26 protein-coding genes and 1 pseudogene are annotated in these 26,425 nt (G+C 57.8%); 10 read left to right on the forward strand and 17 right to left on the reverse strand.

Annotated features, from left to right (window positions below; translation table 11 throughout):
• The first annotated feature begins 207 nt into the window (after nt 1-207).
• Both J1W56_RS02260 and J1W56_RS02265 read left to right on the forward strand, forming a co-directional pair.
• Complete coding sequence (locus tag J1W56_RS02260) at nt 208-1,158, forward strand: hypothetical protein (protein WP_223611546.1); 951 nt, start codon at nt 208-210, stop codon at nt 1,156-1,158.
• The gene (locus J1W56_RS02265) at nt 1,155-1,832 is read left to right on the forward strand and encodes a hypothetical protein (protein WP_223611547.1); all 678 of its coding nucleotides are present in this window, start codon (nt 1,155-1,157) and stop codon (nt 1,830-1,832) included. Before J1W56_RS02260 ends, J1W56_RS02265 begins: the two co-directional genes overlap by 4 nt.
• Here the strand turns inward: J1W56_RS02265 and J1W56_RS02270 are convergent.
• Complete coding sequence (locus J1W56_RS02270) at nt 1,807-3,090, reverse strand: cystathionine gamma-synthase family protein (protein WP_223611548.1); 1,284 nt, start codon at nt 3,088-3,090, stop codon at nt 1,807-1,809. The two genes, J1W56_RS02265 and J1W56_RS02270, sit on opposite strands and share 26 nt — an antisense overlap.
• Before the next feature lie 125 nt (nt 3,091-3,215).
• On the opposite strand from J1W56_RS02270, the gene J1W56_RS02275 reads away from it, so the two are divergent.
• Nucleotides 3,216-3,674 carry an Lrp/AsnC family transcriptional regulator gene (locus tag J1W56_RS02275; protein WP_223611549.1) on the forward strand — a complete coding sequence of 153 codons (459 nt, stop codon included), beginning with the start codon at nt 3,216-3,218 and terminating at the stop codon, nt 3,672-3,674.
• Nucleotides 3,675-3,966: 292 nt separating this feature from the next.
• Here J1W56_RS02275 and J1W56_RS26125 read toward each other — a convergent pair whose 3' ends face one another.
• Both J1W56_RS26125 and J1W56_RS02285 read right to left on the reverse strand, forming a co-directional pair.
• The gene (locus J1W56_RS26125) at nt 3,967-4,347 is read right to left on the reverse strand and encodes a helix-turn-helix domain-containing protein (protein ID WP_404927794.1); all 381 of its coding nucleotides are present in this window, start codon (nt 4,345-4,347) and stop codon (nt 3,967-3,969) included.
• Nucleotides 4,268-5,038, reverse strand: coding sequence for a transporter substrate-binding domain-containing protein (locus J1W56_RS02285; RefSeq protein ID WP_223611551.1), 771 nt, complete (start codon nt 5,036-5,038; stop codon nt 4,268-4,270). Before J1W56_RS02285 ends, J1W56_RS26125 begins: the two co-directional genes overlap by 80 nt.
• A 254-nt stretch (nt 5,039-5,292) precedes the next feature.
• Here J1W56_RS02285 and J1W56_RS02290 point away from each other — a divergent pair, with 254 nt between their 5' ends.
• Nucleotides 5,293-6,225 (forward strand): LysR family transcriptional regulator, encoded by a 933-nt coding sequence (locus J1W56_RS02290; protein ID WP_223611552.1) that lies wholly within the window; start codon nt 5,293-5,295, stop codon nt 6,223-6,225.
• Nucleotides 6,226-6,291: 66 nt separating this feature from the next.
• On the forward strand, nt 6,292-7,356 hold the full coding sequence (gene alr / locus J1W56_RS02295) for an alanine racemase (protein ID WP_223611553.1): 1,065 nt from the start codon (nt 6,292-6,294) through the stop codon (nt 7,354-7,356).
• 82 nt (nt 7,357-7,438) lie between these two features.
• Here the strand turns inward: alr and ribB are convergent, their stop codons facing one another.
• Both ribB and aroC read right to left on the reverse strand, forming a co-directional pair.
• Nucleotides 7,439-8,542, reverse strand: a complete 1,104-nt coding sequence (ribB, locus tag J1W56_RS02300; RefSeq protein ID WP_130268833.1) for a 3,4-dihydroxy-2-butanone-4-phosphate synthase — start codon at nt 8,540-8,542, stop codon at nt 7,439-7,441.
• A gap of 24 nt (nt 8,543-8,566) precedes the next feature.
• Entirely contained in the window at nt 8,567-9,661 is a 1,095-nt protein-coding gene (gene aroC, locus J1W56_RS02305; RefSeq protein ID WP_223611554.1) for a chorismate synthase, read from the reverse strand.
• 171 nt (nt 9,662-9,832) lie between these two features.
• Here aroC and J1W56_RS02310 point away from each other — a divergent pair, with 171 nt between their 5' ends.
• A complete protein-coding gene (locus J1W56_RS02310; protein ID WP_182547647.1) occupies nt 9,833-10,087 on the forward strand; it encodes a DUF1344 domain-containing protein in 255 nt (84 codons plus the stop codon).
• Between the two features lie 32 nt (nt 10,088-10,119).
• On the opposite strand, the gene J1W56_RS02315 is transcribed toward J1W56_RS02310, so the two are convergent.
• From J1W56_RS02315 to J1W56_RS02330, 4 genes are all read right to left on the reverse strand, one after another.
• Entirely contained in the window at nt 10,120-10,710 is a 591-nt protein-coding gene (locus J1W56_RS02315) for a histidine phosphatase family protein (protein ID WP_223612380.1), read from the reverse strand.
• 13 nt (nt 10,711-10,723) lie between these two features.
• A complete protein-coding gene (gene fabI, locus J1W56_RS02320; protein WP_091880942.1) occupies nt 10,724-11,542 on the reverse strand; it encodes an enoyl-ACP reductase FabI in 819 nt (272 codons plus the stop codon).
• 110 nt (nt 11,543-11,652) lie between these two features.
• Entirely contained in the window at nt 11,653-12,567 is a 915-nt protein-coding gene (locus J1W56_RS02325; protein ID WP_223611555.1) for a DnaJ C-terminal domain-containing protein, read from the reverse strand.
• A gap of 216 nt (nt 12,568-12,783) precedes the next feature.
• Nucleotides 12,784-13,134, reverse strand: coding sequence for an RT0821/Lpp0805 family surface protein (locus J1W56_RS02330; RefSeq protein ID WP_223611556.1), 351 nt, complete (start codon nt 13,132-13,134; stop codon nt 12,784-12,786).
• Between the two features lie 144 nt (nt 13,135-13,278).
• Here J1W56_RS02330 and pdxH point away from each other — a divergent pair, with 144 nt between their 5' ends.
• Nucleotides 13,279-13,899: a pyridoxamine 5'-phosphate oxidase gene (gene pdxH, locus J1W56_RS02335; protein WP_223612381.1), complete on the forward strand. Its 621-nt coding sequence runs from the start codon at nt 13,279-13,281 to the stop codon at nt 13,897-13,899.
• Nucleotides 13,900-13,905: 6 nt separating this feature from the next.
• Here pdxH and J1W56_RS02340 read toward each other — a convergent pair whose 3' ends face one another.
• Together J1W56_RS02340 and J1W56_RS02345 are read right to left on the reverse strand one after the other, a co-directional pair.
• A complete protein-coding gene (locus J1W56_RS02340; RefSeq protein WP_223611557.1) occupies nt 13,906-14,658 on the reverse strand; it encodes a crotonase/enoyl-CoA hydratase family protein in 753 nt (250 codons plus the stop codon).
• Between the two features lie 9 nt (nt 14,659-14,667).
• Nucleotides 14,668-16,440, reverse strand: a complete 1,773-nt coding sequence (locus tag J1W56_RS02345) for an acyl-CoA dehydrogenase family protein (protein WP_223611558.1) — start codon at nt 16,438-16,440, stop codon at nt 14,668-14,670.
• 281 nt (nt 16,441-16,721) lie between these two features.
• Here J1W56_RS02345 and J1W56_RS02350 point away from each other — a divergent pair, with 281 nt between their 5' ends.
• Nucleotides 16,722-17,972, forward strand: a complete 1,251-nt coding sequence (locus tag J1W56_RS02350) for a glycoside hydrolase family 25 protein (protein ID WP_223611559.1) — start codon at nt 16,722-16,724, stop codon at nt 17,970-17,972.
• A gap of 69 nt (nt 17,973-18,041) precedes the next feature.
• On the opposite strand, the gene J1W56_RS02355 is transcribed toward J1W56_RS02350, so the two are convergent.
• Entirely contained in the window at nt 18,042-19,106 is a 1,065-nt protein-coding gene (locus tag J1W56_RS02355) for a calcium-binding protein (RefSeq protein ID WP_223611560.1), read from the reverse strand.
• Between the two features lie 432 nt (nt 19,107-19,538).
• Here J1W56_RS02355 and J1W56_RS02360 point away from each other — a divergent pair.
• Nucleotides 19,539-21,152, forward strand: a pseudogene (locus J1W56_RS02360) (peptidoglycan D,D-transpeptidase FtsI family protein); the annotation flags it as partial.
• Here J1W56_RS02360 and J1W56_RS02365 read toward each other — a convergent pair.
• The gene (locus J1W56_RS02365; RefSeq protein ID WP_223611561.1) at nt 21,149-21,679 is read right to left on the reverse strand and encodes a GNAT family N-acetyltransferase; all 531 of its coding nucleotides are present in this window, start codon (nt 21,677-21,679) and stop codon (nt 21,149-21,151) included. The pseudogene J1W56_RS02360 and the gene J1W56_RS02365 overlap by 4 nt on opposite strands.
• Nucleotides 21,680-21,686: 7 nt before the next feature.
• Complete coding sequence (locus J1W56_RS02370; RefSeq protein ID WP_223611562.1) at nt 21,687-22,229, reverse strand: helix-turn-helix domain-containing protein; 543 nt, start codon at nt 22,227-22,229, stop codon at nt 21,687-21,689.
• A 195-nt stretch (nt 22,230-22,424) separates the two neighbouring features.
• On the opposite strand from J1W56_RS02370, the gene J1W56_RS02375 reads away from it, so the two are divergent.
• On the forward strand, nt 22,425-23,057 hold the full coding sequence (locus J1W56_RS02375) for a LysE family translocator (RefSeq protein ID WP_223611563.1): 633 nt from the start codon (nt 22,425-22,427) through the stop codon (nt 23,055-23,057).
• 1 nt (nt 23,058) lies between these two features.
• Here the strand turns inward: J1W56_RS02375 and J1W56_RS02380 are convergent, their stop codons facing one another.
• The 3 genes from J1W56_RS02380 to purD all read right to left on the reverse strand — a co-directional run bounded on the left by J1W56_RS02380 (nt 23,059) and on the right by purD (nt 26,385).
• Nucleotides 23,059-23,496 (reverse strand): VOC family protein, encoded by a 438-nt coding sequence (locus J1W56_RS02380; RefSeq protein ID WP_223611564.1) that lies wholly within the window; start codon nt 23,494-23,496, stop codon nt 23,059-23,061.
• Nucleotides 23,497-23,605: 109 nt separating this feature from the next.
• Entirely contained in the window at nt 23,606-24,937 is a 1,332-nt protein-coding gene (locus tag J1W56_RS02385; RefSeq protein ID WP_223612382.1) for a TolC family outer membrane protein, read from the reverse strand.
• A 167-nt stretch (nt 24,938-25,104) separates the two neighbouring features.
• Nucleotides 25,105-26,385: a phosphoribosylamine--glycine ligase gene (gene purD / locus J1W56_RS02390; RefSeq protein ID WP_223611565.1), complete on the reverse strand. Its 1,281-nt coding sequence runs from the start codon at nt 26,383-26,385 to the stop codon at nt 25,105-25,107.
• Nucleotides 26,386-26,425: the final 40 nt, after the last annotated feature.

The following is a 26,425-nucleotide window of genomic DNA, read 5'->3' on the forward strand; positions in this document are numbered from 1 at the left end:
GGGTTGCGCCGGGAGAATGTGCACAGACACCGCGCTTCGCACAAGAGCCAAAGCAGCGGACCTTGCATGGTTTTCCCGAACTGCGGGCGGGATCAGCGGTGCCACCGCGCCTGAAATTTTGCATATTTCAGCGAAAACCACGACCAATGTCTAATTGACGGCCTCCCGCCCTATGTAGGAATATTATCCCTTTAAAGGATAGTATTCATGACTTTGCAGAATGAACATTCTTCCAGACACCTCCGGCTCCGCTGGCATCTTTCCGCCAACGCGCTCCAGCTCAAGGCGCTGAAACTCGCACCGCCCAACAGCCTGCGCAGCGATCAGTACCGCCAGCTCGACTATCAGCGCGCCTTGCTGGAGGCCGAACTCAGGCTGCAGGAGGAAATCGATCTCCTGCAGAAATACGATCCCGACCAGCCGCGCGAGCCAGCCGGAGTACCGGAGGGCGGACAGTGGATCAGTGTTGGGCCAAGCGCTGTTGGATTGGCCGCCGCAACGGTGATGGGCACTAGAGCTCTGGTCGAGCATGTTCTGCGAAAGCCCGACGAACCGGGCTCAAAGCCATTGAAGGAAGGCATAGACGAGTTCAATCGCCTCTTAAAGCAACCCGATCCGACAAAGACACCGATATTTCTGTTTCGACCGAAAGATTGGAAGCCCGACAATCCCGGAGAGAGAACGACGACAAGGCCGTCTGCGGAGGTAAAATTGATTACGAAGGATCAGGTCAAAGAGGACTGCCCTGAATACGGCACTGTTCAGAACCTCACCAATTTAGCCAAAAACTCCGCGGGTAAAGCCTCCAATTATTCATCACCGGTATTGTGGGGCACAGCAGTACATTCAAAGCTGAATCAGTTGGTCAAAAACAATTATGCCGGCCAATTATTCGCCGAGCAATCCTATGTAAAATATAACGAAGACGTCATGGATGATAAAAGTATTTATCATCAGGATCCTTCATATAGCAAAAGAGGTTCTATCAGAATCGATGTTCTGGGAAGAGTCCACGACAACGTCGTTTGTGTCTACGATATTAAAACCGGGCGCAGCGGTCTTAGCTTTCCCCGCGTGATCGAAATTGGTGAATCGGTCTCAAGACATTACCCAAACAACCCCAAAATCATCGTCACTGAAGTAAGGCCTGATCAATGACCACTGTCGCGCAAGTTCGGCACTTATTGAAACCGCTTTTGTCACGCCATTCCGATCTGGCACTGGTTGGCCGGTTTCTTATCATCAAGCCGGTCCATCACATAATGCGAGGCGTTTTTGTGGATCGCTGCGGGGAACCGAACGAATTTGTGCCAACAAAGGTCGTCGATATTCTCTTCCGTAGTCGAAGAATGTTCACATTGGGATGGGGCGGCAGGGTCACGAGCAGTACTTTTCGCACATGGGACATAGCCAATCCGGAAGCGATCGGCGTCATGACCCAAATGATCGAACACGAAGTTCTACCCGAATTGCGGGCGATCACATCTTTTGATGATTTTGCGGCATTTGCTTCGATAAAGCGACCGCTGGAAAACTCCCTTGAAAGAGATGTATTTACGCGCATGCTTCTAGCTGTTGCAGAAGGAAACTTCGAAGAGGCAAGGAATCTCTGGTGTAATGATCCTGCAACTTTTCCTGCTACTGCAGCTAAGTCTCCATCGTTCTATACCGCGTTACGCCAAGAAGACCGCGCCGAACTTGCTAGAATCATGCATCAATGGGAGGCTCAGATGATTGCGACCTTCAAGCTAGAGAAGGTGTGGGAGCCAACGCCCTTCCCGCTGGAACTGGAGGACGCTCCGCCGGTCAGGCCGCCGCCAGGGCCTGGGTAAGATCGGCGATCAGATCGTCGGGGTGTTCGATGCCGATCGACAGCCGGATGGTCGAATCGAGCACGCCGATCCGCTGGCGCACATCCACGGGCACGCCGGAATGGGTCATGGTGGCGGGGTGGCTGGCGAGGGATTCGGTGCCGCCGAGGCTGACCGCCAGCTTGAGGATTTGCAGCGCATTCAGGAACTTGAAGGCTGCGGGCTGGCCACCGCGAATATCGAACGAGAAGGTGGAACCGGCACCGGTGCATTGCGTGGCAAAGGTGCGGCCGAGCGGTGAGTTCGCGTCGTGATAGGGCAGATAGTGGATTTTTTCCACTTTCGGATGATCGCGCAGAAAATCCGCGACGGCGAGCGCATTGTTATCGGCCTTTTCCATGCGGATGCTCAGGGTTTCCAGCGAGCGGCCGAGCATCCAGCAGGAATGCGGGTCGAGCTGTGTGCCGATGGCACCGCGCAGCGCCTTGACCTGTTTCATCACGGCCTTCGAGCCGAGTGCCGCACCGGCGATCAGATCGGAATGACCGCCGACATATTTGGTCAGCGAATACAGGGAGATATCAGCACCGTGCTCGATCGGGCGCTGGAAAACCGGTCCGAGCAGCGTGTTGTCGCAGGCGATCACCGGCGTGTGCCCCTGCTTTTTGCCGATGGCGTCGGCAATGCGGCGGATCATTGCCACGTCGACCAGGCTGTTGGTCGGGTTGGCGGGGGTTTCGATGAGGATGATGGAGACGCGGCCCTTGCTCATCGCCTCTTCGGCGGCCGCCTGCACCGAGGCTTCGTTGACGCCATCGGCAAAGCCGACGGCAGCCACGCCCATATTGAGGAATGTCCTCGCCAGCAGGGTTTCCGTGCCGCCATAGAGCGGCTGCGAATGCAGCACCGCATCGCCCGGGCGCACGAAGGCCAGCAGGGTCGTCGCAATGGCCGACATGCCGGAGGAGAACAACGCGCAGCTTTCCGTGCGCTCATAGACAGCCAAGCGGTCCTCGACGATTTCGCTGTTGGGGTGGTTGAAACGCGAATAGACGAGGCCGGCACCGACGCCGGCCGGCGGCTCCTTGCGGCCGGAGACGAAATCAAAGAAATCGCGGCCTTCCTCGGCGGATTTGAACACGAAGGTCGAGGTCAGGAACACCGGCGGCTTGACAGCGCCTTCCGACAGTTCCGGATCGTAGCCATAATTCAGCATCAATGTTTCAGGATGCAATTTGTGGTTGCCGATATGGGTTTTGGACGGATGGGGAGCGGCCATGCGAATCTCCTCGCGTGAGGGGTGGGGTGCTATCAAGCAAATTATATCAAATGCAGGGATCAATCCTTGCTTTTTACGATCAAATTGCATTGATTGACGCTAACAATTGCCATGAATGAGAGATTATGACACAGAAAATTGCTGACGAAACCGACCGGCGCATTCTCAGGGAACTGCAGACGGATGCGCGGATCACCAACAACGATCTGGCCGAGCGGGTCGGACTGTCCCCTTCCCCCTGCCTGCGCCGCCTGCGGCGGATGGAGGAAGCCGGGATCATCCGGGGGTACACCGCCCTCGTCGACCCTGTCATCGAGGGCTGGACCATGGCCGCCATTGCCACGATCCGGCTCAGCCGCCAGCATGAGGATGAGATCGTCATGTTCGAGGACGCGATCCGCGGCTGGGACGAGGTGCTGGAATGCCACCTTGTCACCGGCTCGCGCGATTATGTGCTGAAAGTCATGAGTGCCGGGCTGGAACAATATGAGCGCTTCATCAAGGAGAAGATCGCCCGGCTGAAATGCGTCGCCTCCATCGAGACGAGCTTTGTCATGAACACGATCAAGGAGCGGCGGGTTTAGGGGTTTCCCGGCGCAGGCATATTGGTTTTTGGTGCGTGGTTCGTGGTTCGACAAGCTCACCATGAGGGAGGGCGAGGATTGCCGAAGCTGCATCCTGCAACGTATCAGATTGGCATTGCAGCTAAACCACATCCCTCATGGTGAGCTTGTCGAACCACGCATAACGGGGAATGCAGCCCATGATAAACAAAGATCGGACCCCGGATGCAAAAGTTAAATTCCGCGTCCGCTCCACTTCCCCAGCATCGTCCGTGGGGAGGCAGATCAAAAACGGGATGGCCTTGGAAACACATTATCCGGCCCGCTTCAAGCGGCTGACATAAGCCTGGTCTGTGCCAATGCGCATCGCCAGTTCTTCCTGCGAGATACCCAGGGCACCCCGTCTTTCCTTCACAGCCAGACCAAATCGCTTCTTGATGTCCATAAGAGGCACGAAGCCGCTTGACGGCAATTTCTTCCATGTATTTTGATACATATTCGTTCGAGGTATGGGGAGCGTTGGCGTGTTAGGTAACACCGGGCGCCCGGTGTCACGGCTCGGATAATATTGGTCCGGGTGAACGGGATATCTAAATCTGCCGAGATACCTCCAATTAGAATATGTCAAAGCCGAAATACCGTGCATTGATTTTTGCATACTCACCATTCGACCGAATATGCTTGATAGATGCATTCAGTTTTTGTCGAAGATCCTCTGAATCTTTTCTGACCGCAATGCCGATACCCGCACCAAAATACTCAACATTCTCAACGCGCTCGCCGATCACTGCACAGCATTCTTTACCAGCCTTCTTTAGCCACTCCGCCAAAACAATACCGTCACCCAAAATCGCATCAATGCGTCTTGCGTGAAGGTCGAGAGTTGCGTCATCCAATTTCTCATAGAGACGCACGTCGGATTCTCGATAAAGATCTTGAAGATAGTTTGCTGCCGCTGTCGATGACTGTGCCCCAATAACTTTACCTTTCATGCCAGTCACCGAAGTATCGGTCATGCCAGTGTCTTTTGCGGCAATGAAGTATTTCGGCGTTCGGTAATATGAATCTGTAAAAGCTACTTTCTGAGCCCTTTCAGCGGTGATCGACATCGACGCGACAATGGCATCGAACTTACCAGTGATAAGTCCCGGAATAATTCCGTCCCAATCCTGCGTTACAAATTCACACTCCACCTTCATGTCGGAGCAAAGCGCGCGGGCAAGTTCGATATCAAACCCTGAAAGGGCGCCGTCGGCATTGATTTGATTGAATGGCGGATAAGCACCCTCCGTTCCAATGCGAATTTTCTTTGGATCGCCAGCGTTCGCGCCGTATGTAAAGGCCAAAGCTGATAGGATGGAGATCGCAATTAGCTTCAGGTTCATCGTTTCCCTCCTTGACTTTATTTTGATCGAGTTTCGAAGCTCGCACCTAATCATCAGGGGAAATTAACGGGGCGGTGACCGCGTCGCCACAACAGCTTTGATAATTCGACATAGGTTTTTCCAATATCAAATTATGAATTATGCGCCTGTTTGAAAGCGCATTTCTGGTTACTATCTTAGAATTGACCGGGATAAATTGATAAATATGCTGGCATCAATATAGGTTTTTACAATACGGCTTGAGGATGAGCGAGATGCCGAAAGAACGGATAACGTTTCGCCAAATTGAAGCCCTGCAGGCCGTTCTGGAATACGGATCGATCAGTCTTGCAGCACGACGTCTTGGGGTATCCCAGCCTACGCTGAGTGGCCTGATCCGCGACCTGGAAGCCGAACTCGGCGTCTCCATGTTTACACGATCCGGCTTTGGTCTGGTGCCAACAGATCAAGCACTACTACTCAAGGAAGAACTTGACGGCGCGGTTCTCGGTGTCCGTCAGATCGCTCGCAAGGCAAAGCGCTTGGGTCAGCCTGACAGTACGGTTTTAAAAATCGGGTGTATGCCGTCTGTAGCTGCCGCACTGAGCGATATCTTTTTAGCAATCGGTTCAAACTGGCTAACCACATCACCGCAACTTGTCATTCGTGCCTTCTCTGCCCGGCAAATTGCAGAGAGCTTACGCAGCCGGGAAATCGACATTGGAATTGTAGCAAGGCCATTGCTCGACCCGAATTTCGATACCTGGCGCCTCGGAACATATGCACTGAGAGCGATTATTTCTCCAACTTTTCATGACCAGACGGGAAATTCATGCCTCACAGGAGCAGACTTTACAAGTGCGCCGCTGATTGGAATAGACGACGACGAAGGATCGCTAGAGATTGTCGAACAATGGTTTCGATCTTGCGGCATAGAATACCGTCCGACATTCGTCACAAATGCCGATTTATGCGCCGCTCACTGGGTGCTTCATCATAACGCGATTGCTATCGTTGACGCTCATGCCAGCTTTGCATTGCGAGACATCATCCCTTCCCTTCCGCTCAATCCCGAGCCACGAACGGAATTATGGTTCGCACAACGTAAGACCTCAAAGTTTCTTCCAAATGGCGAATACTTGATCAAAACATTCACCAAATTCCTTCGAGCAGAGAAGTCATATTTCTCGTTCATTCCAGACCAGTGAACCAGCGTCCCCCTTATGCCAAACGAAAACAATAATGTTGCATCACCCCGCTATGAGATAAGTCTTATGGCCATTCGGGATAACTTCCGGCGTTTACGTGCACTTCTTGCCCCAGAGACCCATATTTTTTGCTGCCTTAAGCGTGATAGTTACGGTTGCGGAGCAAAAGAGGTGGCGCGCGTTCTGGCGGACGCTGGTGCAGACGGGTTTGCGGTGGCAGCTCTTGCAGATGCCATGCGCATCCGCTCAAACGGCGTTCACACTCCGATTTTGCTGTATGGAGGAACGCTTCCTGACCAAATTGATTCAGTTGAGGAGTTTGATCTTACCATTACGATTGGCTCGGCCAATGATGCGATAGAATGGAACCAGCGCCTAACGCGAAAACGACGGGCATTCATCAAGATTGACGTGGGCTTGTTGCGCTTCGGCTTTAATCTCGCAGAACTGGCGGATTTTCTAAACAATGGACTGCATGCCTGTGATCAGTTGGATTTCGTTGGCGTTTATACGCATTTGTCAGAAAGAACGGATATTGGCCACGAAGGCATTGAAGATCAAAAGCGGATATTCGATCAGGCCATTATATCGTGCCGTCAAAATTTACCCGATTTAGATTATATATGTGCTTCCAGTTCTGAAACCGTCATTTCCAATCGGGCACTCGATTATAACATGGTGGATATTGGCGCGTTGCTCTTTGGCTTGACCTCGCAAGAAAATGTCAAAAAGCTGAAGCTCAAGAGCGCATTGACCGGCATCAAGTCACACATCACCACGATCAAACCTGTCATTCCAGATCTTCCCAGCTCAATCGACATTCCGCCATCGGTCAAAAGACTTGGGGTTGTCACTTTTGGCTGGGGCGACGGCTTTCCAAAACGTGTATCTGAAAATGCTTTTGTTATCGTCAACGGCGAACTTGCCAAGGTGCTGGCGCCAGCGCATCTGGAGCAGATTCGTATTGACTTGACTCACATAAATAGCGCCTCGATTGGCGATGAAGTGGTTTTCCTCGGAGATCAGGCAGATCGGTCAATCACAGCATTCGATCTTGCCCAACAGTGGTCTGTTGATCCGGAAGAAATATATTGCGGTATGCGCGAACACATTCCGAAGATTTACATGTAACAGCGGCAACAGCATGTTCCTGCTAATTGAAGTAGGTTGCTTACCACCTGGCGGGCGGCAAGCAGCCTCATGCTGAAACGGCTCAGATAATATCCGTCCGGGTGATCTGGATGCCAAAGCCTTCGAGACCGACATAGTGCCGTTCGCGCGATGACAGGAGACGGATCGAGGTGATGCCGAGATCTTTCAGGATCTGCGCGCCAAGGCCGATCTGGCGCCATTCTTCCTCGCGCACCTTGGCTTCCGCATGCGCTTCGCGATCCTGCAGCGTGGCGCGGTTGCGGTCGTCATCGCGGCCGACGCCGACGGAGCCTTCACGCAGGTAGACGATGACACCGCGTTTTTCCTCGGCAATGCGCTTCATGATGCTGTCGAGCGTGTTGCGCGCACCAAAGACGTCGCTGAGAATGTCCTCACGCTGCAGGCGCACAGGCACGTCTTCGCCGTCGCGGATATCGCCGAAAACAATGGCGGCATGGTGCATCGGCTCCCATGGCAGCGCATAGGTGATCGCCTTTGCCTGTCCGGCGCAGGTATCGATCTCATATTCGCCGATGCGCTCGATCAGGGTTTCCTTGCGCTGGCGGTAGGCGATGAGATCGGCCACCGTCACCTGCTGCAGCGTGTGGGTTTCGGCAAAACTTGCAACCTGCGGGCCGCGCATCACCGAACCGTCGTCGTTGACGAGTTCACAGATGACGCCGACCGGAGGCAGGCCGGCGAGCTTGCACAGGTCAACGGCAGCTTCCGTGTGGCCGGAGCGCATGAGCACGCCGCCCTCGCGCGCGATGAGCGGGAAAATGTGTCCCGGACGCACGAAATCGGCAGCGCCGGCATTGGGATTGGCGAGGTTGCGCACGGTCAGGGTGCGGTCATCGGCGGAAATGCCCGTGGTGGTGCCATGCTTGTAGTCGACTGTCACCGTGAAGGCGGTGGAATGCGGCGCGTCGTTCTCGGCGACCATGGGCGCCAGATTGAGGCGCTTGGCGTGGTCGCGCGGCATGGGCGTGCAGACGATGCCGGAGGTGTGACGCACGATGAACGCCATCTTTTCCGGGGTGCAATGCACCGCCGCGACGATCAGGTCACCCTCGTTCTCGCGCCCGTCATCATCCATGACAACGACGATTTCACCGCGTTCGAACGCACGCAGCGCATCGACGACCCGTTTCTGATTGTAAGCCATGTATGCGCCTCTTGATTAGATGCTTTAGATGCGGCCGGTCTGGCCGCGATGTCTGAGATAATGATCGGCAATCGCGCAGGCAACCATCGCTTCGCCGATGGGAACGGCGCGGATGCCGACGCAGGGATCGTGCCGGCCCTTGGTCATTACATCCACCTGCCTGCCATCGGCATCGATGCTCTGGCGCGGGGTGAGGATGGATGAGGTGGGCTTGACGGCAAAGCGCGCGACGATGGGTGCGCCGCTGGAAATGCCGCCGAGAATGCCACCGGCATGATTGGACAGGAAAATCGGCTTGCCGTGATTGTCCATGCGCATCTGGTCGGCGTTTTCCTCGCCGCTCAGCGTGGCCGCTGCGAAACCGTCGCCGATTTCGACGCCCTTCACCGCATTGATGGACATGAGATAGCTGGCGATATCCTGATCGAGCTTGCCGTAGACGGGCGCACCGAGCCCGGCCGGCACATTTTCAGCGACGATTTCAACGACGGCGCCGATGGAGGAACCCGCCTTGCGGATACCGTCGAGATAGCCGGCGAAGAGGTCGACGGAGCCGGGGTCCGGCGTGAAGAACGGGTTGTTGTCCACCTCGTCCCAGTCCCAGCGGTCACGGTCGATCGTGTGAATGCCCATGCCCACCAGCGCACCGCGCACGATCAGGCCGGGGACGACCTTGCGGGCAATGGCCCCGGCGGCAACGCGCGCCGCAGTTTCCCGCGCCGATGAGCGCCCGCCGCCGCGATAGTCGCGGATGCCGTATTTGACGTCATAGGTGTAATCGGCGTGGCCGGGACGATACTGGCGGGCGATATCGCCATAATCCTTGGAGCGCTGGTCCGTGTTCTCGATCATCATCGAAATCGGCGTGCCCGTGGAGATCATGGTGACGCCGTCATCCTGCAGCATGAAGCCGGACAGGACTTTCACCTGGTCCGGCTCGCGCCGCTGGGTTGTGTATTTCGATTGGCCGGGCTTGCGTTTGTCCAGATAGGCCTGAATCTCGGCTTCGGTAAAGCTGATACCGGGCGGACAGCCGTCGACCACGCAACCAAGCGCGATTCCATGGCTTTCACCCCAGGTGGTGACACGAAAAAGATGACCGAAAGTATTATGCGACATGAGATTACCCGGCGTTATGTCAGGGGGTTTTATGAGCGTTTACGCCTGTGGTCAAACCCGCCGCTGAAATTCCTTCGTCCACCACGAAAAAAGCAATTGTTTTGCCACAAATGCGCGCTTTAAGGTGACGGACAAATCGGCCACCAGATTTTGATTAAAGAGGATATCAAAATGCGTTTCATCGTCGCGACCTTCATGTTCGTCGCTTCCCTGCTTCCGGTCGGCGCGCTCGCTGACGATGCGCAGGGCACCATCACCAAAATCGACGAAGACAATTCGACCATTACGCTCGACGATGGCAAGGTCTACAAGCTGCCGGGCGAATTCGACTTCAGCGCCATCGACAAGGGCATGAAGGTCACGATCATGTTCGACCTGGTCAACAAAGAGCGCTTCATCACCGATATCGAAGAATCGGTACAATAGCACCTGTTCGTCACAAGCTGAGGCCTGGATGGTTACATCCAGGTCAGATTGCCCTTCTCAAGGCGCAGAATTTTATCCTGGGTGATGGCGAGGTTCGCCGCATCATGGCCATCAAGGCCTTCCACCATCTGGAAAATCGTGCGCATGCAGCCGCCATGCGTCACGCATACGGTCGGCTCCCGCACTTCTGACAGCCAGTTCCCTATCCGTATCGCCAGAATGGCGTAGCTTTCGGCGGTAGGCCCCGGCGGAACAAAGTTCCATTTGTCCCGGGCCCGTGCGGCCACAAGGTCCGGAGAACGGGCTTCGATGTCTTCCAGCATATAACCTTGCCAAACACCGAAATTCACCTCCATGAGGCGGGCATCGGTGCGGTAGGCCCAGGGATCGATCCCCATGCGGGTTCTGATGCGCTCCATCGTATCGCGCGTGCGGCGCAAAGGGCTGGCGACAAAGTCGAAACCTGTGCCCTCCCCGATCAGGGATTTGAGCATATCGCCGTTGCGTGCGGCCTGCTGCTGGCCGCGCGCATTGATATCGACGTCTTCCTGCCCCTGGATTCGCTCGGACACGTTCCAGTCCGTCTCGCCGTGACGCGAGAAATAAACAATCGAGTCCGGCAGATGCACTTTGGAGCTAGTCCTTGACGACAGAGATATCCGGCGCGTCCACAGCCTTCATGCCAACGACATGATAGCCGCTGTCGGCATGGTGAATTTCGCCCGTGACCGAACGGGACAGGTCGGAGAGGAAATACAGGCCGGCATCGCCGACTTCCTCGATGGTAACGGTACGGCGCAACGGGGCGTTGTATTCGTTCCATTTGAGGATGTAGCGGAAATCGCCGATGCCCGATGCGGCCAGCGTCTTGATCGGACCGGCAGAGATCGCATTGACGCGGATATTGTCCGGGCCGAGATCCACAGCCAGATATTTCACGCTGGCTTCCAGCGCCGCTTTGGCAACGCCCATGACGTTGTAATTCGGCATGACCTTTTCCGCGCCGTAATAGGTCAGCGTCAGGATCGAGCCGCCATCGGTCATCAGCTTTTCCGCACGCTTGGCAACGGCCGTCAGCGAGAACACCGAAATCAGCATGGTCTTGGTGAAATTCGCTTCTGATGTATCGACATAGCGGCCGGTCAGTTCGTCCTTGTCGGAGAAACCGATGGCATGCACCAGAAAGTCGATCTTGCCCCACTTCTCTTCCAGAGCGGCAAAGCACGCATCGATGGTCGAGGCATCCGAAACATCGCAATGGCCGCAGAGAAAAGCCCCGAGTTCCTGCGCCAGCGGCTCGACGCGCTTCTTCAGTGCATCACCCTGATAGGTGAAAGCAAGCTCGGCACCGGCATCATGGGCCGCCTTGGCAATGCCCCAGGCGATCGACCGATTATTGGCAACGCCCATAATAAGTCCGCGTTTACCTTGCATCAAACCAGTTTTGGCGGTCATTTACCAACCCTTCACGAAAGACATATGATTGATTTGCGGTATCGCACAGCCCGCGCCGGGCTTCAAGCATCGTGTCAGTTTCGTCAAGGATTTTCGGGAACCGTTGATTTTCAGAGACTCGAATCGCGCAGAAATGCTTCCAATGCCGCATCACCATGCTCGGGCAACATGACGCGAACATGAACAAAGAGATCGCCGTGACCATCCGGCTTTTTCGGCAAACCCTTGCCTTTCAGGCGCAAAACCCGGTCAGAACTGGTCCATGGCGCTATTTTCACCGCCACACGGCCATTCAGGGTCTCGACTTCCTGCCGGGAACCGAGTGCCGCATCGCGCAACGACACCGGCAGGTCGAGATGCAGGTCGTGGTCTTCCACCTTGAATTTCGGGTGCGGCCTGAAACGTATCGTGACCAGCGCATCGCCGGGTGTTCCGCCGGGAATGGCCTCGCCCTGACCCTTCAGGCGAATCGTTTGACCATTTTCAACCTGCGCAGGCAGCTTGATCGCCAGCCTTTTACCATTTGGAAAAACCGCTTCAACCTTCTCGGCACCGACAGCCTGCTCAAGCGTCACGTCGATGGTGGCCTGGAGGTCCGTGCCCTTGCGCGGGCCTGCGCGGCGCTGTCCGCCGCCGAAAGCGCCGGCGCCCTCGCCGAAGAGGCTGCTTAGAATATCTTCAGCACCAAAACCGGCCGTGCTGCGGTAGTCGAATCCGCCGGACCGCGCACCGCGTGCACCGCCAAAACCGGCAAAGGGATCGCCGCCGCCGGAAAACCCTTCGAAACCCTGCGGCGCCCGCTGCTTGCCCTCGGCGTCGATCTCGCCCCGATCAAACTGGCCGCGACGTTCCTTGTCGCCGATGATCTCATAGGCCTGGTTGATCTCGGAGAAATTTGCCTGCGCCTTCGGGTCATCCTGGTTCTGGTCAGGATGATATTTCTTGGCGAGCTTGCGAAACGCCGACTTGATTTCTTCAGGCTTCGCCGTCTTGGCGACGCCCAGCACGGTATAAGGATCGCGCATGTGTGTGCCCTTCCTAGTGGAACGAATGTGACATTCGCATATTCCTCGTCATGTACAATGGGATGCGAATGTCACATTCGTTCCACTGGCATAAACGGGGTGCGTTGGGGATTTGCCCGTTATATGCGCATCAATAGGAAGAAATTCCAGACTTTCTGTCAAGAAATCTGCAATCGCTGCCCGGTTCCATCGAAAATATCATTCAGTTGCAGAGAATCAAATCGGCGCGAAGGATTTCAGCGTCCATTGTCCGCCGTCCTGCATGCAGGTCTCACCCTTGTAGAGCATGACGCCGTCAAAAGATTCGCGCGATGTCTGGAATTCACGGCAGAGCCCTGTCTCGGTCTTTTTCTCGGCGATTGCCGTGATCGTGCCCTGACTGCCTGTCTCCGGATTGGACCATGGCAGCGGCTTGTTGCCCCATTGGGTAAAGTTCAGCGCGGACACGATATTGCGGACCGTCGACTGGTCGGCGGCACCCTTGGCGTCCACCTGCGGCGCCGGAGCAACCGAACCCGTCACCGTCGCCTTGTCCGGGACCGCGTTCTCGACGCTGAAGCTTTTCATGGCACAGCCGGAGAGAAGACAGAGCACAAAAACAGCGGCAAACGGCGCAGTCCGCACCGGAATTTTCGCCCCAAGGTTCTTGATATCTGGTATTGCCAATGCCAAACGCATATCTCTCTTTAACAAGGTCAACCAGCTATGACTATGGGTGAAATGAAGTTAACAACCGGTGACTTCACAGAAAAAACCGAACCCTTCGCGCTCTTCGACGAATGGCTCAAAGATGCAACCAAATCCGAGCCGAATGACCCGAATGCTGTTGCTCTTGCAACGGTGGATAGTGATGGCCTGCCGGATGTCCGCATGGTTCTTCTTAAAGGTTTTGACGAGCAAGGCTTTGTTTTTTATACAAATTTTGAAAGTCAGAAAGGTCAGGAAATACTGGGCTCAATGAAAGCCGCCATGTGTTTTCATTGGAAAACGCTGCGCCGTCAAGTGCGTGTGCGCGGTCCCGTGGAAATTGTCAGCGATGTGGAAGCCGATGCCTACTACGCCACCCGCCCGCGCGGCAGCCGTATCGGCGCCTGGGCTTCCAAGCAATCGCGGCCGCTGGAAAGCCGTTTTGCCCTGGAAAAAGCCGTCGCGGAATACACTGCCCGCTATGCCATCGGCGAGATACCCCGGCCCGCCCACTGGTCGGGCTTCCGCATTCGCCCGACATCCATTGAATTCTGGCATGACCGGCCTTTCCGCCTGCACGACCGCGTGGTTTTCAGCCGCGCGACGCCGGATGGCGACTGGGGCAAAACCCGCTTGTACCCATAGGGCTCTTCAGCCCTTCTTGCGCGTCAGGAAGGCCATCAGGGCGCCCCGTGCTTCTTCGGACTGGAGCCGTTCCGCAAAATGCCCGGCCTCCAGTTTGATGCGCTCGACCGTTTCAGCGCGCGGCATGCGCAGGAGATCGCGCGAGATCTGCATGGCTTCCGGCGGCTTGGCGGCAATTTCCGTCGCCACGGCCAGAACAGTGCTTTCCAACTGGTCCGCCTCGACGATCCGGTAGACAAGACCGGCGTCCTTCGCTTCGGCCGCGTTCAACCCGGCACCCATCGCCAGGAAGGCAAAGGCCTGCTGACGGCCCATCAGGGCAGGTCCGAGCAGGCTCGAACCCGCTTCGGGTACAAGACCCAGATCGACGAAAGGCGTCTTGAACAGGGATTGCGGCGTGGCAAAGGTCAAGTCGCAATGGAAATTGAGCGTCGAGCCGATGCCGATGGCAAGCCCATCCACACCCGCGACAATCGGTTTCCTGCCATTGGCCAGCGCTATCAGGAAGTCGAAAACTTCGGTGCCCATCGTACCCGAGGTGGCAAAGGCCATGAAATCCTGCAGATCATTGCCGGAGGAGAAGGAGCCCGGCACCCCCAGGAATACATGGGTGCGGATATCCGGATTCGCATCGCCTTCCACCAGCGCTGCGGTCATGGCCGCATACATGGCCCGTGTCAGGGCATTCTTCTTGTCCGGGCGGTTCATCCGGATGGTCTGGACGGCGCCGTGGCGCTCGATGACGATATGATCTGACATGAAGTTTTCCTATTGCAATGCGGCACGGGCACCGAGCAGGCTCGGCGCACCGTTGATGACGCGATCTTTCAGCGCCGACGTTTCGTTGAGAAGATTTTCGGCGAAGAATCGCGCAAGAGCCGTCCGGCCGGTATTGTCGCCACCCAGCGCACCCTTGGCGAGATAGGTTGCACCGGCAGCGAGGCCGAAGAGGCGCAGATAGGGCGTCGCTCCGGCAAGCGCATTGCTGATGTCACCGCCGGCAAGGGTCTGCTGCAGCCAGAGCGTCGTTGCCTCCAGATCGTCAAGACCGGCCTGCAGGCGCTCCGCCGTGTTGCCGAAACCGGCACTGTTGCTCAGCGAAACGGCTTCGGCCACCGTGCGGAGCTCGGCGATATAGGTCTTGACGTGGTTGCCGCCATCGAGCGGCAGCTTGCGCTGGACGAGATCGATGGCCTGAATGCCGTTGGTTCCCTCATAGATCGGGGCAATGCGGGCATCGCGCAAAAACTGCGCGGCGCCAGTCTCTTCGATGAAGCCCATGCCGCCATGGATCTGGATGCCGATGGACGCGACATCCACACCCACATCGGTGGAAAACGCCTTGGCGACCGGCGTCAGCAGGTTGGCGCGATCCGCCCAGTGCCTTTTGTCGTCATCCGCGCCGGTCCGCGCCATATCCAACGCGTGGGCGCAGGCATAGGCGATGGAGCGGGCCGCGCCGGTCAGGCCCTTCATGGTCAGGAGATTGCGCTGCACGTCGGGATGCTCGATGATCGGGCTCATGCCTTCGCCGGTCCAGCCCGGCGCGCGCATCTGGCGGCGCTCCTGCGCATAGCCAAGTGATTTCTGATAAGCGGCCTCCGCCACCGCAACCCCCTGGATGCCCACGGCCAGCCTTGCATTGTTCATCATGGTGAACATGCAGGCCAGACCGCGGTTTTCTTCGCCGATAAGCCAGCCGATGGCGCCCGGCTCCGCGTCCTTGGCAAAACCATCGCCATAGATCATCGTGCAGGTGGGCGAGCCGTGAATGCCCATCTTGTGCTCGACGCCGCTGCAGAACACATCATTGCGGGCGCCGAGCGAACCATCGGCATTCACCAGGAATTTCGGCACCAGAAACAGCGATATCCCCTTGGTTCCCGCAGGCGCATCGGGCAGGCGCGCCAGAACCAGATGGATGATATTGTCCGTAAGGTCATGCTCGCCATAGGTGATGAAAATCTTCTGACCGAAAATGCGGTACGTGCCGTCATCGGCCCGCTCGGCCCGCGAGCGCAATGCTCCCACGTCGGAACCGGCCTGCGGTTCGGTGAGGTTCATGGTTCCCATCCACTCGCCGGAGACGAGCTTTGGCAGATAGGTATGTTTCAGATCATTGGTCGCGTGCGCTTCAAGCGCCTCGATGGCCCCGAGCGTCAATGTCGGTCCGATGCCGAAAGCCATGGAGCCGGAATTCCACATTTCCAGCGCCGCCACCGCGAGCATCATCGGCAGACCCTGTCCGCCGAACTCTTCCTTGCCGGTCAGGGCATTCCAGCCGCCGCCGATCCAGTCGCTGTAAACATCTTTCCAGCCGGGCGGCATGGTGACTTCGGCATCTTTCAGCGGTGTTCCATACTTGTCACCAACCTCCAGGAGCGGCGCAACGCGCGTGGACGCGAACTTACCCGCCTCTTCCAGGATGGCATCGACCAGATCGTCGGAGAGGTCGGCAAAACGCCCGGCGGCGATGGCCTCATCCAGACCGGCAATTTTCTTCAGTGTGTGTGCGATTTCCTCGACGGGCGCCCGGTACATTGATCACAAGTCTCCTCATCCAGTGATGCTGCGTCGTTGCGGATAGACATTGCCGCCCCCAGCCTGGCAAGGCAAGTGGATTTTTACGTAAACGTAAGAAAACCTGCCCGTTGACCTTTCTGCGGCGCGGTCTGTTCGGCACTGCAGACACATGATCCCGCGACTCCGACAGGCGTTCTCGCCGATCAACCCTTGTGCTTTACGGCATTTTAACCATGAACCAGCGATCATGGGCGCTTGTATCGGAAGCAGCAGACCACGAGGTGTGAAGGGACAGGCATTTGACATTCCGAGCGCAGGTTTTCGCCCTTGCTGCCCTTGTCACCGCGTTGATGTCCAGCGCCCCTTCCCGTGCGGACTCCCAGTTCCAGACCCCCTGGTCCAACCAGCAGCGCGCCATCGTTCTCGACGGCTATGAGCACAATTCATTCAATCTCCCGGAAATCGTCAGGGATCCGCGCATTGCCGCCTTCATTCACAAGGCATCCGATGGCTTGCCTGCCGCCTATCATTGCGGACGCATCGCCGATGCGAAGGATCAGGAAATATGCCGCCGCATCTGGCGCAACTATGCGGTGTCGCGCGAGCTCTACCAGACACGGCGCGTTCTGGCCAAAGCCCTCGGCCTGAAATGGGGCTCCTACCACCTGGCCCGTCCCGGCAACCCGATAGAACAGGCAAACCATTTCATCGATTATGCCGAGCCAACCAGTGACGAGTTGATGGCCATCGATATCGAGGACAATGATCCCGCCCGGTTCATGTCGCTGGCGGACGGCGAGATATTCGTCGCACAGATCAAACTGCGCACCGGCCGCTATCCCGTGCTCTACACCAATGGCACCACGGCCAAATATATTGCCGATCACCGGCTGGCACTGCCGATCCTGTCGCGCCTGCCGCTCTGGTATGCGCGATATGAGGCCGATATCGCCCCGCATTTTCCGAAAGGCAACTGGCAGGACTATGCGCTCTGGCAATTTGCCTCGCAGAACAATTGCAGCAAGACGCGCTGCCCCTACCGGCCCAATGGCACGAACCGCGACATCGATGTGAACATCGCCGATATGACGGTGGCGGAACTGAAACGCGCATGGCCGTTCGACACCCTCGTACCGGCGGTGCTGCCCGACGACATGCCGAAACCCGGCGAGCGGCCTGCCTTGCCCAGCGATATTCTGATGGCGTCGATGGAGCCGCCGCTTGTCGATTATAGCGGGTTGCGGCAGATACCGGACCTGCTCATCGCCGCTGCGAAAGGACTGGCTGCTACCGTGCAGGCCTCTATCGATGGCCTGGGCGACACACCGCAGGCGGTCGATACCATGGTGACGGCGTCCGTCATCCGTATTGCCAAATCACATGCAAGTGAAAAACTGACACTGGAAACGATCGGGAACAGCCTGCGAGCACCGATGGCAACATCCGATGACCACCCGGACAGCCGGATGATCGCCGGCTTGGTCGGTTTCTGCTTTGATGAAACCAGCACGGACGTGAGCCATCTGCCGGCTTATGCCATGCAGCGCTGATCTTCAGAGAGAAGCAGGCACGTGAGCGCATGCGCCTGCTTCAAAGCTCATCCACGTGTTTGCGCAATCTCAAGAAAAAACAACGTCATCCGGCGAGAGATCGGCAAGGGACACATGCTCGATCAGAATGCCGCTGGAATCGCCGTCAAAGCTGACATAGACGCCGTCAGCCGTGTCGTGCGACGCGGCGAGAAAACTGTCGAAATCGTGAATGCCGGTGCTGCCCGCGGTGAAATCGCGAAGATTGATAACGTCACCCTCCACCACATTGAAATCCGCGATGTGGTCGACACCGCCAAGGGTTTTGGCATCGAATATGAATGTATCCGCGCCCGCGCCACCGAAGAGATGGTCCGTGCCGGTACCGCCATCCAGGAAATCGTTGCCAGATCCGCCCTTGAGGATGTCGTCACCCGCGCCGCCCAGCAGCGTGTCATTGCCGTCGCCGCCATTCAGCGTATCGTTGCCGGCACCGCCATCGAGGTAATCATTGCCCCGGCCGCCGAAGAGAACATCCTTGCCATCACCGCCCCAGATGCTGTCATCGCCATTGCCGCCGTCGATGTAATCGTTGCCGGCATCGCCATGCATCTCATCATTGCCGCCGCCGCCGAACAGCGTGTCATTGCCATCACCGCCAAATATGCGGTCATTGCCGTCGCCGCCTTCGACGCGGTCGTCACCTGCGCCGGCGTTGACATCGATATGGGAAAAATTCGTCGCAATGATCTTGTCATTGCCAGCGCCTGTCGTCAGCTCAAGCCGCTCCAGGTCGATGAAATAGAGATGATTGGCCGGAACCGTCGCATCCCCGAAAAAGAGGTGGCCGCTGGAACCGTTGAACGTGACCGGTTCGGCAGAGTGGGAAAGATCGACCGCAAGGGTGTCGATACCCGCGCCGCCGCGCGCTGCGCCGCCAACGCCGTTGAACACCAGCCGGTCGTCTCCATCACCGCCTTCAAGCTGGTCAAAACCGCTCGAACTGGTCAGGATGTCGTTTCCAGCCCCGCCATAGAGAAAGTCATTGCCCGCGCCGCCGTCGAGAATATCATTGCCGCCAAGACCCCAGAGATTGTCGTTCTCATCTGTCCCGTGCAGAACGTCGCTTGTGCCACCACCCACTATTTTTGCCATCGAAATGATCTCCCAAAAAGCCTGTGATGGCGGAGTATATGTAAGGACATGTGACAAGCAAGTGTCGTTTTATGAAAACAAAAAACAATATGTATACCAGTTTTACTTGTAAAATATTTCAAATTTATAAGTAAAATTTACAATACCTTCGGGTCGACGCGCAGGCATGAATTTTTTCATCCGGACCTCCTGCCGCCTTCGCGGAAAATGTGTGCAAGGTCCGTTTCGCGCAACGGCCACATCCGGATTTTGACCAGAGGTGACCGGCATTTTCCCGGAGTTATCCACGCTAAAAACCGATATTAAGCATTTGTTCAGGTTAACAAGACATTCCGGAAATCGTGAGAATTGCAGCTGATCAAACGATGCTACCTTTGCGCGATCAGCCCCAATCCACAGTTTCACAATGAGATAATGACCCCACGCAGCGCCCGCGCCCAAAACCGTATCCTGATCATCATGGCCTGTTTCATCGGGATTTTCTGCATTATCAGCGGGCGGCTGGTCTTTTACGGCATGAAGGACGATCCGGTGGATTTCAACGGACCGACGGGCTCCATTCTGGCCTCGCGTCCGGACATTCTCGACCGCAATGGTGCGGTGCTGGCGACCGATATCAACACCGTCTCGCTCTATGCCGAACCGCGCAAGATCATCGATCCGGACGAGGCGTTCGAACTGCTTGCCACCGTCCTGCCCGATCTCAATTTCGAGCAAACCTACGCCCGCCTGAAGGGCAAGGCCGGCTTTGCCTGGCTCAAGCGCGGCCTGACGCCGAAGCACAAGAGCCAGATCATGGCACTGGGCATACCCGGGATCGGCTTTCGCACGGAGAAATCCCGCTTCTACCCCGGTGGCCCGACGGCGGCGCATATTCTCGGCCTGGTCAATGTCGACAATCAGGGTATTGCCGGCATGGAGAAATATATCGACTCGCAGGGTCTGTCCGACCTGCGCGATGTCGGCCTTGCCCATGCGCGCAAGCTCGCACCGGTGAAGCTCTCCATTGACCTCAGAGTCCAGCACGTGGTGCGCGACGTGCTGGTCAATGCGGTCGAACGCTACCGCGCCATTGCAGCGGGCGCCGTGGTGCTCGACGCCGATACCGGCGAAGTTCTGGCGATGGGTTCGGTGCCAGATTTTGATCCGAACAATCCGTTCAACGCGCTGGAGAAGGACCGGCTCAACCGCATGTCGGCCGGTGTCTACGAGATGGGCTCGACCATCAAGACCTTCACCACGGCCATGGCGCTCGATTCCGGCAAGGTGGATCTCAACAGCACCTTCGACGCCACCCGCCCCATCACCATCGGCCGCCAGACCATCCACGATTTCCACGGCAAACGCCGCGTGCTGACTTTGCCGGAAGTATTCCTGTTTTCCTCGAATATCGGTTCAGCCAAGGAAGCGGATGTGGTCGGCATCGAAGGGCATCGCGAATTCCTGGTCCGGCTTGGCCTGCTCGACCGGATCCAGACGGAATTGCCCGAGGTGGCGCGGCCGACAGAGCCGAAAGTCTGGAAGAAGGTTCACTCGATCACGATTTCCTTCGGTCATGGCATGGCCACCACGCCGCTGCAGACCGCAGTCGGTGCCGCAGCCCTGCTCAACGGCGGCATGCTGATCGCGCCGACATTCCTGCCGCGCGGCGTTGAAGAAGCGCGGACCATGGCCAAGCGGGTGGTCAGCAAGAAGACCAGCGATGATCTGCGCTATCTCTACCGGCTCAATGCCCAGAAGGGCACGGGCGGCTCCGCCAGCCGGACGCAAGTTCCCGGATATCGTGTGGGCGGCAAAACCGGAACCGCCGAAAAAGTCATCAACGGACGCTATTCCAAGGACGTGCGCTTCAACACCTTCATCGCCGCCTACCCCATCGAGAACCCGCGCTATGTCGTGCTGACAATCATCGATGAACCCAAGCCTGTCGACGGGCAGGTCGCCGCCGGCGCCGGCCTCAACGCAGCGCCGATGGCTGCAGAAATCATCCGGCGCTCGGCCAATATTCTCGGCGTGCTTCCGGTGTTCGAGACGGCAGAGGATTAGGCCGAGATGGCCTTGAACATGATGGTGGTGGCGTCGAGATGATCCTTGAACGGATCACGGCAGTAGTCCGGAATAATCCCGGCAATCTGATAACCCAGGCTGAGGTAAAGCGGTTCCGCGTTGTCGCCGGTCCGCGTGTCGAGGGTGATCAAACCCCGCCCCAACCGGTGCGCCGCGCTTTCCAGCGCGACCATCAACGCCTTGGCGATTCCCTGGCGGCGGAAATCTGGATGCACCATCACCTTGCGGATTTCGGCCCGGTGCGGCTGATTGGGCGGCGTATCGTAATCAAGCTGGCCGGTTCCCGCGATCTTTCCATCCTTACGGACCACGAGCAACAATCGTTTGCCTTGCCGGACCGCTGGAAGCACGCTCATCATCCAGAACGCCTCCCCGTCCGCTTGCGAGAACGGCAAGACAAAGCCGATGCTGGCACCGCCATGCACACAGGCATGCAGGAGCGCGCCGAGCGCCTGCACATGGGCCTCGATGTCATCGGCATCAAAAACAGCAGTATCGTTGGTCAATGGAGCCTCACAGCATGAAAAGCACATAGCGTGCACCGGAATGTTCGGATGTGGCAAAGGCGCTGGGCCCGAACAGCTGATAGCGCAGGCAGTCGCCGGGATTGAGAGCATGGGTCTGACCATCGACGGCCACCTCAAGCTGGCCTTCGATCAGCAGCAAATGATGTTCGAGACCCGGGCGTGGCGGGTTGTCATAGGAAATGCGGACACCGGGATCGAGTTCGCATTCCAGCATCTCGCCCGCCAGGGTTTGCGCCGGCGGCGATACGGAACGGCGCTTGAAGCCGACACTCGGATCAATCCACACGGCTTGCGCATCGCGGCTGATCAGCGGCGCGAACTCATCCTCGACCATATGCATCAGCCGCGACATCGTGAGGCCATAGGTGGAGCACAGCTTGCCGAGCACCTGGGCGGTGGGACTGACCTCGGCATTTTCGAGCCGGGACAGCGTCGCACGGCTCACCATGCTGCGGCGGGCAAGCTCATCCAGCGACCACTCGCGTTCCGCCCGCAATCCTTTGAGGCGCTTGGCGATGCGTTGATCCATAGCAGCGGTATCAATCGAGTTATTTTCCATATATGAGAAATTATCTCTATATGGAGATGAAGTCAATCGCATTTCGAAGATGTCTGCCGGATGTTGACGCCGCCTCACGGCCAAAACCGAATGCCGCTTCCGCCCGGACACTTTTTGTCTATAATTCCAGTTCCATTCCCTTGGGACCCACGTCCGGAGCCGCACATGCCATCCACCGAACTTTTGATCGCTTTTTTCATCACCACGGCGATCTTTGCCTATATTCCCGGTCCCGCCATGCTGTACGCGGCGGCGCAAACCATTGCGCGCGGCCGCTGGTCCGGGCTGATGGCGGCATTCGGCATTCATCTCGGCGGCTATGTGCATGTGTTTGCTGCGGCGGCCGGATTGTCGGTGCTGTTCCATGCCGTGCCGATGCTCTATCTCGCGGTCAAGTTCTGCGGCGCGGCCTATCTGGTCTGGCTCGGCATTTCGCTGTTTCGTGCCAAGGTCAATGGCGACGTCACCATGCCGGGCGTGGAGCAGAAATCCGCCCGCCGGGCCTTTCTTGAAAGCATCAGCGTCGAGGTTCTCAACCCGAAGACGGCGATTTTCTTCATGGCGTTCCTGCCGCAGTTCATCGACACTTCGGCGGCGTTTCCGGTCTGGCTGCAGTTCGTGCTGCTCGGAACCATGGTCAATCTGATGTTCTCTTCCGCCGACCTGGCCTGCGTGATCCTGGCGGGAGCCGTGGTCACGCGCCTGAAGCGCTCAAGCCATGCCCAGCGGCTGATGCAGCGCGCCGGCGGAACGATCCTGGTGGGGCTCGGTGTGCATCTCGCTCTGCAGAAGAGCTGATTTAGCCTCGTCCGTCCGGATAGACCGCCGGTCCCTTGATCTCGATCTTGTTGCCGAAGGGATCGCGGATGTAAAACAAGTGCCCCATACCGCGGGCGCCGCCATGCATCGCCTCCCGCTCGATCTCGACCCCATGGGCATCGAGATGGGCGCGCAGCGCATCATGATCGAACGGCCCGGTTGCGATGCAGACATGATCGACGTTGCGCCCGCCCGACACCGGCGGAACAGCACTGGCGGCGCCGGGGTGGGTAATGTCCCACAGGACGATCAGCGCCGACCCGCACCAGACCTGCTCCATCCCGAGCGCCGGATAGATATAGCCAGGCCGGCAGCCGAGAACCTCGTAGTAGAATTTCAGCGCGGACGGCATGTCATCGACGAGAAAGACCACATGATCGATGCCCACCAGAGAAAACGGAACACTCGCTGCCTGCATGGATGTCTCCTCGGGTTCTGATATCCTGCGTGTGAACCGCATCCCGTAAAACAAAATCCGGAACGCCCCTGCCAGGGCGCTCCGGAACTGTAATACTCAAAGGACCTGTTCAGCGGCCGTCGGGGGTTTTTGTACCGCCCCATTTGTCCTTCACGGCGTCAAAATGCTCTTCCGGCTTGTATTCGGCAACCTGCAGGCCAACCTGCTTTGCCGTCAGGCGGCCCATGGCGGAAAGAACCTGATAGCTGCTGACGACGCTGTCATGCTCTGCCTGCACCAGCGCGAGCTGACCCGTGATAACATCGGCCTGAGCATTCAAGACGTCGAGGGTTGTGCGCTGACCGACCTTGCGCTCCTCGATCACGCCATTGAGCGCAAGCTGGGCTGCGGCCACAACGCTCCTCTGCGCCACAATGGAGGCTCTGGCGGCATCCAGTCTTGACCACGCGGCGGCAACGGCCTGACGGACGCTGTCTTTCGACACATCCACCTCGATGCGCCGCTGGCCGAGATTTTCCTTCGACTGGCGCACTGTTGCCGCTGTTCGACCGGCCCCATAGATCGGAATCGTCACGTTCAGTTTGGCCGATGCCGCGGAATTGTTGGGTGAGGTCGCCGATCCGCCCTGGAAAAAATCCGTCCGGCTGAGCGTTCCCGTGGCGCCGGCCTGCGGCAGCAGTACACCCTCGTTCACCTTGACCTGATACCCGGCAACATCGGTGTTGAGTTTCGCAGCCCCGATCAGCGGATGATTGGCATCGGCGATGGAATAGGCCTGATTAAGCGATTTAGGCAAGGATTTGGCGGTTGCCGCCGCAGTCAGAGACCCTGGAGTGGCCCCGACGGTCTGGACGTAGGTGGCTTCGGCAATCTTCACATTGGCACGGGCGGTATTGCGGTCGTTGACCGCTGTCGCCTGCGATGCTTCTGCCTGGGCAACATCGGTGCGGGTGCCCTCGCCCACATCGAACCGTGCACGGTTGGAGCGCACCTGCTCGTTGAGGAATGCCAGGTTCTTTTCGCGCAGGGCAACAATCTGGCGGTTGAGGTAGACATCCATATAGGCCTGCACGGTCGTCGCCAGAATGGTCTGCTCACTGCCGCGCAAGTTTTCGCGGGCCGCAAGCACGCCGGTCTCTGCCGCCGCAACGTTGTTCCTGGTCTGGAAACCGTCGAACAGCATCTGGTCAACCTCAACACCTTCGGTGGAGGAGCTTTTTGTTCCTGCCCTTTGGCCATCAATTTTGCTGCGCTCGGTATTGACCGAGACCTGGCCGGTCACGCGCGGGCGGTAACCGGATTTGGCAATCGCCACGTTCTCGTCCGTCACCCGGACGCCGGCGCGGTTCGCATTCAGCGTCGAATTGTTCTGATAGGCCTTCGACATCGCACCGAAAATCGTTTCGGCCATGGAAGGCGTTGCTGTCAGAACCGAAGTCATCAGCAGGATCGCAGTGAGGCTTCGCTTGGCTGTTATGGACACGGTGAATTTCTCCGACAGTTTGAACAGAGGACTCGGCTCAGCGAACCGCTCGTTCCGATTTGCATGAGACATTGCGCTACGAACCGCCGATGTCAATGTTGAAAACCGGATGAGCGGCGTTTTTACTATACCTCACCCTTCTCGCGGGCGATAGCGCGCCAGCCGATATCACGCCGGTAAAAGCCTTCCGGCCAGTCGATCCGGGCAATCGCAGCATAGGCGGCATCCTGCGCCTGCTGCACCGTTTTGCCGCTCGCTGTGACATTAAGCACACGCCCGCCATTGGCGACAAGCGCGCCGTCTTTCTCGGCGGTGCCCGCGTGGAATATTCTTACCGTGTCCGACTGCGCCGCATCGGCACCCCGGATCACGCTGCCCTTCTGCGGAGATGCGGGATAGCCCTTTGCGGCCATGACGACCGTCAGCGCCGGATCGTCGTTCCAGCGCACCGACATCTGGTCCAGTGCGCCATCGGCGGCTGCCTTCAACAACAGGAGCACATCGTCCTTCAGCCGCAGCATCAGCACCTGTGTTTCCGGGTCACCGAAGCGGGTGTTGTATTCGATCAGCTTCGGGCCGTCCCCGGTGATCATCAGGCCGGCAAACAGCACGCCGCTGAACGGCGCACCGATTTCCGCCATGCCGCGCATGGTCGGCTCGATCAGTTCACGCATGGTGCGGTCAATGATCGCCTGTGTCATGACCGGTGCGGGCGAATAGGCACCCATGCCGCCGGTATTGGCACCGGTATCGCCGTCGCCGACGCGCTTGTGATCCTGTGCCGTGCCGAAAGGAAGGGCTGTCTTGCCATCGCAGAGGCAGAAGAAGCTGGCTTCCTCGCCATCGAGAAATTCTTCCACCACCACTTCGGCGCCGGCGCCACCAAAGGCACCGTCAAAGCAGGCGTCCACCGCGTCAAGGGCTTCCTGCACGGTCATGGCCACCACGACACCCTTGCCCGCCGCCAAACCGTCCGCCTTCACCACGATGGGCGCGCCCTGCTTTTCCACATAGGCCCGGGCGGCTGCGGCATCGCTGAAGCGGCCATAGGCGCCGGTCGGAATGTTGAAGCGGGCGCAGAGATCCTTGGTGAAGCCCTTTGAGCCTTCCAGCTGCGCAGCCGCCTTGGACGGGCCGAATACGGAAATGCCTGCGGCGCGCAGATCGTCGGCGATACCGGCAACCAATGGTGCTTCCGGGCCGACGACGACGAAATCAACCGCTTTTTCCCTGCAGAATGCAACGATGGCGGCGTGATCGGCCGGATCGAGTGCCACGCATTCGGCCTCATGCGCAATGCCGGGATTGCCGGGAGCGCAGTAGAGCTTTGTCAGCACGGGAGACGCCGCGATCTTCCAGGCCAGAGCGTGTTCGCGGCCACCGGAACCAATAAGCAAGACGTTCATCGTTTTCTGCTCCGTGCATGAAGGGGTTGCTGTGTCGGTA

Origin of the sequence: Phyllobacterium calauticae (assembly GCF_019991125.1) — a bacterium.
Classification (GTDB): domain Bacteria; phylum Pseudomonadota; class Alphaproteobacteria; order Rhizobiales; family Rhizobiaceae; genus Phyllobacterium; species Phyllobacterium calauticae.

What these genes read in the sequence shown, in the direction of transcription:
- J1W56_RS02260 (WP_223611546.1), top strand. Translation starts at nt 208, where the DNA reads ATGACTTTGCAGAATGAACATTCTTCCAGACACCTCCGGCTCCGCTGG.
- J1W56_RS02265 (WP_223611547.1), top strand. Translation starts at nt 1,155, where the DNA reads ATGACCACTGTCGCGCAAGTTCGGCACTTATTGAAACCGCTTTTGTCA.
- J1W56_RS02270 (WP_223611548.1), bottom strand. Translation starts at nt 3,090, where the DNA reads ATGGCCGCTCCCCATCCGTCCAAAACCCATATCGGCAACCACAAATTG.
- J1W56_RS02275 (WP_223611549.1), top strand. Translation starts at nt 3,216, where the DNA reads ATGACACAGAAAATTGCTGACGAAACCGACCGGCGCATTCTCAGGGAA.
- J1W56_RS26125 (WP_404927794.1), bottom strand. Translation starts at nt 4,347, where the DNA reads ATGCATCTATCAAGCATATTCGGTCGAATGGTGAGTATGCAAAAATCA.
- J1W56_RS02285 (WP_223611551.1), bottom strand. Translation starts at nt 5,038, where the DNA reads ATGAACCTGAAGCTAATTGCGATCTCCATCCTATCAGCTTTGGCCTTT.
- J1W56_RS02290 (WP_223611552.1), top strand. Translation starts at nt 5,293, where the DNA reads ATGCCGAAAGAACGGATAACGTTTCGCCAAATTGAAGCCCTGCAGGCC.
- alr (WP_223611553.1), top strand. Translation starts at nt 6,292, where the DNA reads ATGGCCATTCGGGATAACTTCCGGCGTTTACGTGCACTTCTTGCCCCA.
- ribB (WP_130268833.1), bottom strand. Translation starts at nt 8,542, where the DNA reads ATGGCTTACAATCAGAAACGGGTCGTCGATGCGCTGCGTGCGTTCGAA.
- aroC (WP_223611554.1), bottom strand. Translation starts at nt 9,661, where the DNA reads ATGTCGCATAATACTTTCGGTCATCTTTTTCGTGTCACCACCTGGGGT.
- J1W56_RS02310 (WP_182547647.1), top strand. Translation starts at nt 9,833, where the DNA reads ATGCGTTTCATCGTCGCGACCTTCATGTTCGTCGCTTCCCTGCTTCCG.
- fabI (WP_091880942.1), bottom strand. Translation starts at nt 11,542, where the DNA reads ATGACCGCCAAAACTGGTTTGATGCAAGGTAAACGCGGACTTATTATG.
- J1W56_RS02325 (WP_223611555.1), bottom strand. Translation starts at nt 12,567, where the DNA reads ATGCGCGATCCTTATACCGTGCTGGGCGTCGCCAAGACGGCGAAGCCT.
- J1W56_RS02330 (WP_223611556.1), bottom strand. Translation starts at nt 13,134, where the DNA reads ATGAAAAGCTTCAGCGTCGAGAACGCGGTCCCGGACAAGGCGACGGTG.
- pdxH (WP_223612381.1), top strand. Translation starts at nt 13,279, where the DNA reads ATGGGTGAAATGAAGTTAACAACCGGTGACTTCACAGAAAAAACCGAA.
- J1W56_RS02340 (WP_223611557.1), bottom strand. Translation starts at nt 14,658, where the DNA reads ATGTCAGATCATATCGTCATCGAGCGCCACGGCGCCGTCCAGACCATC.
- J1W56_RS02345 (WP_223611558.1), bottom strand. Translation starts at nt 16,440, where the DNA reads ATGTACCGGGCGCCCGTCGAGGAAATCGCACACACACTGAAGAAAATT.
- J1W56_RS02355 (WP_223611560.1), bottom strand. Translation starts at nt 19,106, where the DNA reads ATGGCAAAAATAGTGGGTGGTGGCACAAGCGACGTTCTGCACGGGACA.
- J1W56_RS02370 (WP_223611562.1), bottom strand. Translation starts at nt 22,229, where the DNA reads ATGGATCAACGCATCGCCAAGCGCCTCAAAGGATTGCGGGCGGAACGC.
- J1W56_RS02375 (WP_223611563.1), top strand. Translation starts at nt 22,425, where the DNA reads ATGCCATCCACCGAACTTTTGATCGCTTTTTTCATCACCACGGCGATC.
- J1W56_RS02380 (WP_223611564.1), bottom strand. Translation starts at nt 23,496, where the DNA reads ATGCAGGCAGCGAGTGTTCCGTTTTCTCTGGTGGGCATCGATCATGTG.
- J1W56_RS02385 (WP_223612382.1), bottom strand. Translation starts at nt 24,937, where the DNA reads ATGACTTCGGTTCTGACAGCAACGCCTTCCATGGCCGAAACGATTTTC.
- purD (WP_223611565.1), bottom strand. Translation starts at nt 26,385, where the DNA reads ATGAACGTCTTGCTTATTGGTTCCGGTGGCCGCGAACACGCTCTGGCC.